Genomic DNA, 10253 nt, shown 5'->3' with positions numbered 1-10253 from the left:
AAAGGCGAAAAGGGCGGCAGCTGGCTATTCTACGGCGAAAAGGGTGTCGCAGTTTGGGGAGCGGCAGCCGAGCGACGCGAAAAGAGGGGAGCGTCCCTCCATTGTAGGCAGCATGCGGCCAGGTAAAAGCATTCACCAACGCGGCGGTGGGCCGCAAAATGTCGCAAAAACCAGCATCTGCGGCGGATTGCGCGGGCTGCGACGGACCGTGCGCGGCAGGTTAGACGCCTCTCCGTAAGCAGCCGTAAGCGATTTCACTGGAAGGGGTTGCAGCGATTCGCTAGCCGATGAGCGGCAGCAGCTGCTGGTGTAGCGGGGTCGACGAGGCGGCCAGGTAATCGGCCCGAACCAGATCGAACGGCTGGCCGTCGGTTGCGGTGACGGCTCCGCCGGCTTCGCTCACCAACAACACCCCAGCGGCAGCGTCCCAGGGGTGGATTTCGTGGGCCCAGTGGGCATCGAGCCGCCCGCAGGCGACATAGGCCAAGTTCAAGGCCGCGGAACCGGTGCGCCGCATCGCCTGGCAGAGCGGCCCCACCTGCATAAATGCCCGCAGATCGAGCGAAATATCATCGAGCCGCGGCGGGAAGCTGACCGCGACAAGCGATTCCTCGACCGTTTGAGCGGAACTGGTATGCATCAGCTCCCCATTGAGCCGGGCGCCGCCGCCCAAACTGGCCGCGAACGATTCGTTTCGCTCGGGATCGTAAACCACGCCGGCCAAAAGCTTTCCACCGCTGGCGACGGCCACGGAGACGCCATAGCAGGGTAGACCGTGGGCGTAGTTGATCGTCCCATCGAGCGGATCGACGACCCAACAGTAGGGCCGCTCGAGTTGCTCCATCGCGGGGGCTTCCTCGCCGAGGATGCCGTGATCCGGGAAATGCTCGGCGATCACGGCCCGCACGGCCTTTTCCGAGGCGTAATCGGCGTCGGTGACGAGATCGCGGGGGGCCTTCTCGCGGGTCTTGAATCGGCCGCGCCAGGCGATGAGTTGCTCGGCGCCGGCGCGGGCGGCGAGTTCGCAGACGGCCAGCAATTCGGCGGGAGTGGGATTCGCGGCGTTCATCGGCGGAAATGCACCTGTTGGCAAGACTTGACGGTCGGGATACCTATTTTGACGCAAAACCTTACGGGTTAGGAAGTAGCGATTATTTATAGCGAATCTCGTGCGGTCTCCCGAAAAATTCCTGCGGAGTCTCGCGACAAAAAGCTGGACATGAGGATTGGACCGGGTATGATCACAGTGAACGAGGAGGATGTGGTTGGAAGTCTGTTCAGCATAACCATTCGCAGTGATGCGATAGGCCATTGACTGATCTTCTTTATCCCCCCACAACAGACAACCGGCCTCTTCTCTGTTCCGGCCCCGTCGCTTCACTTCGGTGAAACGGCGGGGTTTTTTTTGGTCTCGCGCCGCGCAGGCCCTCGCGTTGGGGGAGGGGAGCCGCAAAATAAGTGGCGACGAATCCAACTATCCAATCGGCCCGGAGCAGGCGATGTCGGGGAATTTGCAGAGCGGCGGCGCGGCGCGTTCAGATTTTTGGGAACTCGACGGCCATCGCGCCATTCTCCACACGGGACGACTCGTCGGCATGATCGATCTGGCGCAGCCCTCGCACGGGCTGACGGCGATTCGCGTCGACGGGGCGGCGATCGTCGGTTCGCTGATGGGAGTCGACGTTTCTGCAACTGAAACGCGCGGCACGTCGGCTGACGAACCGTGGACGATTGCCGATGCGTACATTCGCGGGCGCGATTTGGTCGCGAGCTACCGCGAGCCGCGGGAGCTGCCGTTCAACTTGCAGCTTTACTGGCGCGCGATCGATGCGGCGGATGGTACGCCAACGGTCGATTTGATTTGCTCGGTGCAGACGCCGTTGTGGGAAGCGCATCCGCAGGTGACGGTGAGTTCCAGCGCGTTCGCTCGCGCCGCTGCCGTTCTCGGCGAGGGAATCTCGTGCATTAGCGATTCGGGAGCCGTTTACTGCGAAGCGACTCGCCTCGGCGACTTCACGGCGACGGCCGCGGAAACGGATCGGCGGTTCAGCGGCGCGTTCTGGAACTTCGGACCGCAGTTCATGGAGAAAGGCGTTATCCGTCGACTGCAAGTTCGCGGAGCGTTCGGCGGCGATGATGCACGGAGCGAGCTGGCGAAGCTGCATGCGGAACTCGCGGGCGAAGAGCCAGCGCTGACGGCGTAGCGTGAGCTCGCGAGAATCTTCGAGCTGACGAGTCCGTCACTTCAGTGCCGTTAGTTCCAACAGCGCAATCTCAGGCGGGCAACGCCATCGCAGTTGCGTTTCGCCGCTGACGCCGCGGCTCACATGCAACACCGCGTCGCCGCGGCGGAAGACGCCGCAGGCGTAACGGGCGCCGTGGATGCTGGGACTCGCGACGACGCCAAGAATCGGCAACTGAATCTGCCCCCCATGCGTGTGCCCCGCGAGCACGAGATCGGCGTCGACTTGCCGGCCCCAGGCGATTCGATCGGGCGAGTGGACCAGCGCGAGGCGGAATTCCTCCACGTCCGCGCGGCGAGCCGGCAGTTCGCCGACCTTCGGCCCCGGCAGCCAGGGGGCTTCGTTGCCGAGCAGCGTTACGGGGACGCCGTTCCAATCCGCGCGGATCGGCCGGGCGCCGACATGAATCAGACCTGCATGCTTCAATTCCTCAAGCGTGCGGCGAACGTCGATAAACGCATCGTGGTTTCCCAGGACAAAGTAGACCCCGAGCGGCGCGCACAGCTTCGCCAGCGACTCGTGAATCCACGGGTAGCACTCCGGTTCTTCGATAATATCGCCCGTAATGGCGATCACGTCGGGCCGCAGGTCGTTCACCTGCCGCACCATATAGTCGAAAAACTCCCGCCCCACGTCGCCCGTCATGTGGAGGTCGCTGAGGTGGGCGATCGTCAGGCCTTCGAGTTCCGCCGGCAGGCGGGGAATCGCCAGCTTCTTGCGATCGATCGAGAGCGACATCGCTTCATTGAACGGCAACGCCGCAAGCAGCCGCGACTTGAGCGAACGAAGCGGTCGATGGCCGAGCGCTTTCACCACGTCGCGACGAGCAGCCGTCCAGCTACGGAGCACGGTCCGGTCGTAGCGCTGCGATTCGACCCACGGCTTCAGAATGAACGCCCCCGCGCCAATCGTCGCACAGATCCACAAATAGACCGCCACCGCATCGTGAACGACAAACGGATTGAAAGGCTCGTCGCCCCGCGTCAGGAATCGCTGGGCGAGCAGCATAATTCCCGCGATCCCGACGATTCCCGCTACTGGCACGATCGTTTTCACCAACGGCCGCGGCAAGCCATAGCCGTGCAGCCGGTTCGCGACGCCGAGCCAGAGCAGCGCATGCCCCAAGCCGGCGACGGCCAGTCCGGTCCAGACGAGAACGGCTGTCATGGCAGGTTGCGGCTGAGGGTGAATGAAGTTCGGCGTGACCGAACTATAGCATTCTCTGGGTAGCCGCTACATGCCGGCTAAAGGGGGGAGAAAAGTGATTCGCCGCCGGCAAAGCGCCGCAATCAATCATCCGCGAGCAGCACGTCTGGCGACGCCTGCTTCTGCTGTTCCTCGATCGTGTGCTCAATCGCCGAGACGAGCTGATCGAGCCGGAACGGCTTGTAGAGGACGAACTTCAGCCCCTCGCGGCGGGCTTTGACGATCGTGTGGTCGCGATCGTAACCGAAGCCGGTCATCAACACGAGCGGGACGTGATCGGTCACTTCTCGCAGCTTCAGCAGCAACTCGTACCCGCTCATGTCGGGGAGGCGGATGTCGGAGATGATGACGTCGTACTTTTCGGGAGCGACGTTGCGGACCATCGAGCGGGCTTCGGCGCCGTCGTGGGCCGTCTCGATGAAGCAGTGGTACCGGTCGAGCAATTCGTGGGCGGACGAACGCACGGCCTCGTCGGCATCGACTACCAAGATGCGACGACCAGCCAGCAGTGGGCGGTTTTCCGCTCCGAGGGTCGGATGCGCTTGGGCCGGCGCCATGTTTTGGCCGACCTTTTGAATCACCCGCTTGATATCGCGAGCATTCCGCAGAATGTGCTGCAGCCGCGAAGCAATTTCGGGATCGATATTCGCCGAACGCTCCATGATGTTCACGGCGTCGTTCAGGATGTCGTCGACCGGCAAAGCGACGGCGGCGTGGATTGCTTCGACGCTGGCAGCGGCGACGGCAGCTTTTTCCGCGGCGAGGAGTTCCAGCGTGTTGAGCGCCATCGCCACGTTGCGGGCGAAGATCTCGAGGAACTGCTGGTCGCTGTCGTCGAAGGCGTCGCTTTCCGGGCTCTCGACATTCAGCGTCCCGATAACTTGTTCTTGCAGCAACAGCGGAACGGTGAGCGAGCTGCGGCCACCCTTGCACCCTTCAAGGTACAGGGGGTCGTCCTGGGCATTGCCGCAGATGTAGCTCTTGCCGGTGGAGGCGACGTAGCCAGTAACGCCGTTCCCCTCTTCCGAGGCTTCCAATTGGCGAGCAGCGGCTTCGGGCTCCATGCCGAAGGCCATCAGCGGCTTGAGCTCGCCCGTCTCTTGGTCGAGCATGCGGATCTCGATGACGTCGAGATGGAGCACGTCCTTCATGCAGTGGAGGATGTTTTCTTTGAGCAGCGCGACGCGTTCGTTGTAGTCGAGATCGGCGACGTCGTCGGGAGCCAAGTCGCCGAGTTCGTTGCCGGCTTGGTGGATCGCTTCGAGCTTCTGCTGCTGCAGCATTTCGGCAGTCACGTCGTGCACCGTGACTACCAAATGAGTCGGCGCCTCGCTCGAATCGAGCAAAGGCGCCGCGTGGAGCCGATAATATTTGTTGTCGTTACAGCGGAGGACCGAAGCGCTCGACTTCCGCGTCGACAGGGCGGTGTGGAAGGGACAGAAGTCGGGCCCCATGATCTCGGGGCTACCAAGCACCTGGTAAAAGTTCTGACCCAGGACGCCCTTCTGTTTCGTCCATTCGCTGAGGCGGCCGTTACCCCAGACGACGCAATTCTCGGAATCAAGCAGCACGACGCCATCGGGCATCCCTTGAAGGATGCGGTCGTTCTGCAGGAGGCGGCCAACGTCGCTCGCCTCGGAAAAGTGGTCGGCGTCGACAAAAACGCCGGCGTATTCTCCCCGGCCCATCAAGGCGAGGGCCTTGAGGGTCGAATCGAGGGGGACGATCTCTACGTCATCTCCAAGGCGCTCTTGGAGATGCAGCTGCGCATCGTGGGCGCCGCCGAGATAGAGAATCTTCGTCCGCTCTGTGGCTGCGGCGTTGGTGGACGCCGAGCTTTTCGACGCTTGAGGTTCAAACACCACGCTAATCCAAGGGAGGGGCGTCTCGTGGATGCTGCGAACCAGCGGCGAGGTGCGGGGGTGGGGAAACTCGCCAGTATCACTTTGGTCCACTAAAAGTATAGAGTCGGCAGGCGCCGGCAACAAGGTTGACGTAGACGCTGCAAACGTACGACTGCACCGCGTGCAACGAGGAAATTGTTCCCAACGACCCCCGCGGGTCCCCGCGAGGGCTGCACCTCGGGGGTGGAATCCCGTACAATTGCGGCCCCGCCCCTCTGCGCGCCGCCTCTGCTTGGCGGCGCACTTCCCGCGTTTCTTGAGACCTTTTTATGGCCCGTAGTCGAATTGTCGTCCCGCCGTCGCACCTTCGAAATGTGGCGATCATCGCCCACGTCGACCATGGCAAAACCACCCTGGTCGACAAGATGGTCTACCAGTCGGGCCTGTACCGAAATGAGGAACTCGACAAGCTCGCCGGCGGTCAGCACGGCCTGATCATGGACAGCAATGATCTGGAGCGCGAACGCGGCATCACGATCCTCGCCAAGAATTGCGCGGTGGCTTACACCGCCGCCGACGGCGAAACCTACCGCATCAACCTGATCGACACCCCGGGCCACGCCGACTTCGGTGGCGAAGTGGAACGCGTGCTCAACATGGCCAGCGGCACGCTGCTGGTGGTCGACGCCTACGAAGGCCCGATGCCGCAAACGCGGTTCGTGCTGCAGAAGTCGCTCGAGCGCGGCCTGAAGCCGATCGTCGTCGTGAACAAAGTCGACCGCCCCGACTCGCGCCCGCACGAAGTCGTCAGCGAAGTCTTTGACCTGCTGGTCGACCTCGACGCCCCCGACGATGTGCTCGATTTCCAAGTCATCTTCGCCTCGGCTCGCGACGGGTGGGCCACGGCCGATCTCGACAATAAAAACAGCAACTTGATTCCGCTGTTCGAATCGATCATTGGTCACGTGCCGCCGCCGGACAAGGAAAACCGCTCGGGCGAACCGCTGCAGTTCCAGGTCACCTCGCTCGATTACTCCGAGTTCGTCGGCCGGATCGCCATCGGCCGCGTCCATGCGGGCGTCATCAGCAAGCGCCAGCGAGTCGCCGTGATCGACCATCTCGGCGAAGTCACCCGCAAGAATGTCGTCCAACTATTGGCCTTTGAAGGCCTCGAGCGGGTTGAAGTCGACGAAGTCGCGGCGGGCGACTTGTGCGCCGTCGTCGGCATGGAGCCGATTGAAATCGGCGATACGATCGCCGACGCGGATCAACCCCACGCGATGTCGCACACGAAAGTCGACGAGCCGACGCTCCACATGATGTTCCGTGTGAACGACGGCCCCTTTAGCGGCCGGGACGGCAAGTTCCTCACGAGCCGCCAGATTGGCGAGCGGCTTGAAAAGGAACTCCGCTCGAACGTCGCCCTCCGCGTCGCCCCGGGTCCGACGCAGGAGCAGTTCCGCGTCTCGGGCCGCGGCATGATGCACTTGGGCATCCTGATCGAGAACATGCGTCGCGAAGGCTTCGAACTTTGCGTCGGCAAGCCGCAGGTGATTTACCGTGAAATCGACGGTGTGAAGTGCGAGCCGATCGAGCAGCTGGTCGTCGACTGCCCCGACGATTGCCAGAGCGCCGTCATGGCGCTCCTCGGCGACCGCCGGGCCGAAATGGTGAAGATGGGCCATCGCTCGTCGACGAGCGGCTTCATTCACATGGAGTTCCGCATTCCCGCCCGTTCGCTCATGGGTCTCCGCAGCCGGATGCTCAACGCCACCAAGGGGCAGGCGATCATGCATCACACGCTGCTCGGCTACGAGCCGATGAAGGGCGAACTCCCCAAGCGGCAGCTCGGCGTGCTGATTTCGAACGAATCGGGTTCGGCGACCGCCTACTCGCTCGACGCCCTGTACGACCGCGGCATCTTCTTCGTTCGCCCGGGCGAGGATTGCTACCTCGGCCAAATCGTTGGCGAGAATTGCCGTGCAGGTGATCTGGTAGTCAACGTCGTTCGCGGCAAGCAGCTCACGAACGTCCGCGCCTCGGGCAAGGACGACAACGCGAAGGTCCGCCCGGTCCGCGAGATGTCGCTCGAGGCGTGCCTTGAGTACATCGAAGACGACGAACTCGTCGAAATCACGCCGAAGAACATCCGCATGCGGAAAACGATGCTCAACGAAAACGACCGCAAGCGCGAATCGCGGAAAGCGGCGGCATTAGAGGTCTAACGACCGCAGTCGTCCGACCGTGAAGCAATCGCAGTCCTCAATAGCCCGCGGCAAGCTTGCCGCGGGTTATTTTTTGCCTGCCTACAACCGTTACAACCGGTTAGCGTGCGGCCCCCCATTCTGCATGGTGCGACCTATGCTTTTGATGCGGAGCGCAGCAGGCGCTCGCACCAAAACGCCCTTGGGCGTCGTCACCTTTTGAGGATGAGATCCGATGCGTCACCGCTCATCGCTGCCGGTTAGCTACATTTATGGTTCGCGCGCACGGCGCGGCGGCATCGTGCTGGAAATCATCGGCTGCGCCGTGGCGCTCATCGGCGGATTGATCCTCGGCTCGATGTACTACGGCATCAACGTCCAAGAAGTGACGGTCAAAGCGCTGCAGCACGCCGAAGTGATCGCGCCGTCTGAAGCGGTCGGCGATCCGGCGGCAGTGAGCGTCGACATCCATCAAGCAGTCGGCGCCACGCTCGACGGCAAAGGGTTGCCAACCACGACCGCCGAGCAGCCCAAGGCGCTGGCCGACGCGCTCGCCCTGCCGGCGGCCGAGCGTCATGCCTTGACGCTCGCCTATTGGAAGGCGATCGACGAGTGCATGAAGAACGAACTCGCCGGCCGCAACGCCGCGAATGCCAAATCGACCGACCTCGAAGTCTTCGACTACCTGACGCTTCGCAACCAGGGCCCGCCCAAGCAACCGAAACCTGCGACGCGCCCCGTGAAGGCGACCCATCGCTCGAAGAATTGGGCGCTCTACGAATACCTGACGCTGCGCCAGAAGGGACATCAGGCGGCGGCGGAGGCGATCGAAAAGCTCGATACCCGCGGAGTCGACGGGCACATTTCGTCGTACGCCGAGAAGGCGCTCGCCTGGCACAAAGAGGGCGCCGAGTTGTTCAAACGAGCGATGGATTTGCTGACCGACGCGCCGTCGGCGCAGCTAAGCGGCCCCTTCGCACAAGCCTGGCAGAGCAAGGCGACGCAGCATCAGATGGAAGAACGGCTGCTGGCCGACAAGCATCAAGCGGTGCAATCGTATCTGGATCATGGAAATTTCTCGGGCGTCGATGGCGCCGTCCAGTAGACGGCAACGCTGCAATCCCCGCGACGTGGGTGAATGAGCAGGGGATTCACGGCCCGATTGGTAGCCGCCGGCGCTGCTGGCGACGGGTGATTTGAATCGCATGGCCGCTCGCCTTACGATGGCGGGCGTGCCGCGGAGGACTGGGGCTTCCGCTACTGGAGCAGATTGAGATGAAAGTACGAACGATGAAGCGAACGGTGGCCGCCCTGTTGGGTTTGGCGGGAATATCGGTGCGTTTGGCCGCGGCGAACGGGCCAATCGCCCCTTGCTGCATGCCAGCCCCGGTTTGCTGCGAGCCGGCGCCAGTCGTCGATTGCTGCCTGCCGGTGGAAACCGTGGAAGCCGATGCGTGCTGCGAGCCTGCGCCGAGCAAGAGCGACGCCAAGCCAACGCCAACGGCGGAAGCGATCCCTACGCCTGCCGAGAAGCCGGCCGCGACGAAGCCCGAACCCGCGCAACCCAGCCCGAAGCCAGCTGAGCCGGCCGCGGCAATCGAATCGTCGGCCGCCAAACCGCTTTCGCCGCCGAACGTGGCGACGCCAACGATCGTCGAGACGCCTGCCCCCGAGCCATTGACGCCTCCCGCCGCTGCACCGGTAGCGCCAGCCGCGGCGCAAGACCGCTACGCCGATCCGCTCCGGCGAATGGAGTCGAGGCCCGTCACGCCTGCCGCTCCCGCGACGCCCGTCGAATCGTCGACGCCCGCAGTTGAGGAAGAGGCGTTTACCGAATCAGTCACCGAAACTCCGGCCGAAGCGACGACGCCGGCAGCGCCACTCACCGAGACCGAAGAAGAAACGGTCGAGGCCGATCTGTTCGGGGAACCTGCTACCGAGCAACCGCTGACGGAGCAGCCGGCCGCTGTTGTTCCGGAAGTCGAAGCGACGCCAGCGCCAGTTGCTGAGCCAGCCGCGGAACCGGAGGCTACCCCCGCGGAGGAAGCCACGGCAGATCCGATGGACTCGCTGTTCGGCGGGCCCGCGACGGAGAAGCCCGCCGAGCCGGCCGCTGAACAACCGGCCGCCCAACCGACGGAACCCGCTGCGGAAGAACCCGCGACGACGCCAGCCGAACCAGATGCGACCGACTTGTTTGGCGAGCCGATCACGCCATCGACCTCGACGACGCCGCCGGCCGAAAGTGCTCCCGCCAACGCTGCCCCAGCTGCAGAAAGTGCCCCGGCTGGAGAATCCAAACCCGCCGCGGAAGAAGACAAGAAAAACGACGACGTCGATTTCAATGATCTCTTCCCGAGCGCTTCGAACGACGTGCTCACCGAACCAGGCGGCTGGGCGAGCGACGCCTCGCGCGACTGGAACAACCGAGACGGCCAATCGTTGACGACCGCTCGCGTCGTCGGCGTCGCCGACGGCAGCGTTGCATTGCGGAATGACGCCGGACGAATGACGCGCGTGGCGTTCGCCGATCTCAGCGACGCCGACCTGGCGTTCCTGCGGCGGCAGATCGACGCCCGCCAAACGGTGCTGGCCGAGCAGCATCGCGCGGAGTCGCGGCTAGCGAATCAATAGCCGCGGTTGTTGCACCTTGGGCTTACAAGTCGCCTGTAGCCCCGGGCTCCGCCCGGGGGCAGCACCACGCGCGGCGATGTCCCTCGTAATGGCGACCGGCCCCCGGGCGGAGCCCGGGGCTA

7 protein-coding genes are annotated in these 10253 nt (G+C 63.5%); 4 read left to right on the top strand and 3 right to left on the bottom strand.

The genetic code is table 11. The annotated features are described in order from the left end of the window. Positions 1-280: 280 nt before the first annotated feature. Entirely contained in the window at positions 281-1069 is a 789-nt protein-coding gene (locus PLANPX_RS03855; protein WP_172991851.1) for an inositol monophosphatase family protein, read from the bottom strand. A gap of 430 nt (positions 1070-1499) precedes the next feature. Between PLANPX_RS03855 and PLANPX_RS03850 the strand changes: the two genes are divergently transcribed. After that, entirely contained in the window at positions 1500-2204 is a 705-nt protein-coding gene (locus tag PLANPX_RS03850) for a hypothetical protein (RefSeq protein ID WP_152097450.1), read from the top strand. Between the two features lie 36 nt (positions 2205-2240). Here the strand turns inward: PLANPX_RS03850 and PLANPX_RS03845 are convergent, their stop codons facing one another. Beyond that, complete coding sequence (locus PLANPX_RS03845; protein WP_152097449.1) at positions 2241-3410, bottom strand: metallophosphoesterase; 1170 nt, start codon at positions 3408-3410, stop codon at positions 2241-2243. A 122-nt stretch (positions 3411-3532) separates the two neighbouring features. Continuing rightward, positions 3533-5404 (bottom strand): response regulator, encoded by a 1872-nt coding sequence (locus PLANPX_RS03840; RefSeq protein ID WP_172991850.1) that lies wholly within the window; start codon positions 5402-5404, stop codon positions 3533-3535. A gap of 218 nt (positions 5405-5622) precedes the next feature. Here PLANPX_RS03840 and typA point away from each other — a divergent pair, with 218 nt between their 5' ends. The 3 genes from typA to PLANPX_RS03825 all read left to right on the top strand — a co-directional run bounded on the left by typA (position 5623) and on the right by PLANPX_RS03825 (position 10131). Next, positions 5623-7518 carry a translational GTPase TypA gene (typA, locus tag PLANPX_RS03835; protein WP_152097447.1) on the top strand — a complete coding sequence of 632 codons (1896 nt, stop codon included), beginning with the start codon at positions 5623-5625 and terminating at the stop codon, positions 7516-7518. Positions 7519-7732: 214 nt separating this feature from the next. Continuing rightward, positions 7733-8602: a hypothetical protein gene (locus PLANPX_RS03830; RefSeq protein ID WP_152097446.1), complete on the top strand. Its 870-nt coding sequence runs from the start codon at positions 7733-7735 to the stop codon at positions 8600-8602. A gap of 170 nt (positions 8603-8772) precedes the next feature. Next, on the top strand, positions 8773-10131 hold the full coding sequence (locus PLANPX_RS03825; RefSeq protein WP_152097445.1) for a hypothetical protein: 1359 nt from the start codon (positions 8773-8775) through the stop codon (positions 10129-10131). The last annotated feature ends 122 nt before the right edge of the window (positions 10132-10253 follow it).

It is taken from the genome of Lacipirellula parvula, from assembly GCF_009177095.1.
Classification (GTDB): Bacteria; Planctomycetota; Planctomycetia; order Pirellulales; family Lacipirellulaceae; genus Lacipirellula; species Lacipirellula parvula.
The sequence above is the reverse complement of the archived record's forward strand: the minus strand, read 5'-3'. Positions and strand labels throughout refer to the sequence as shown.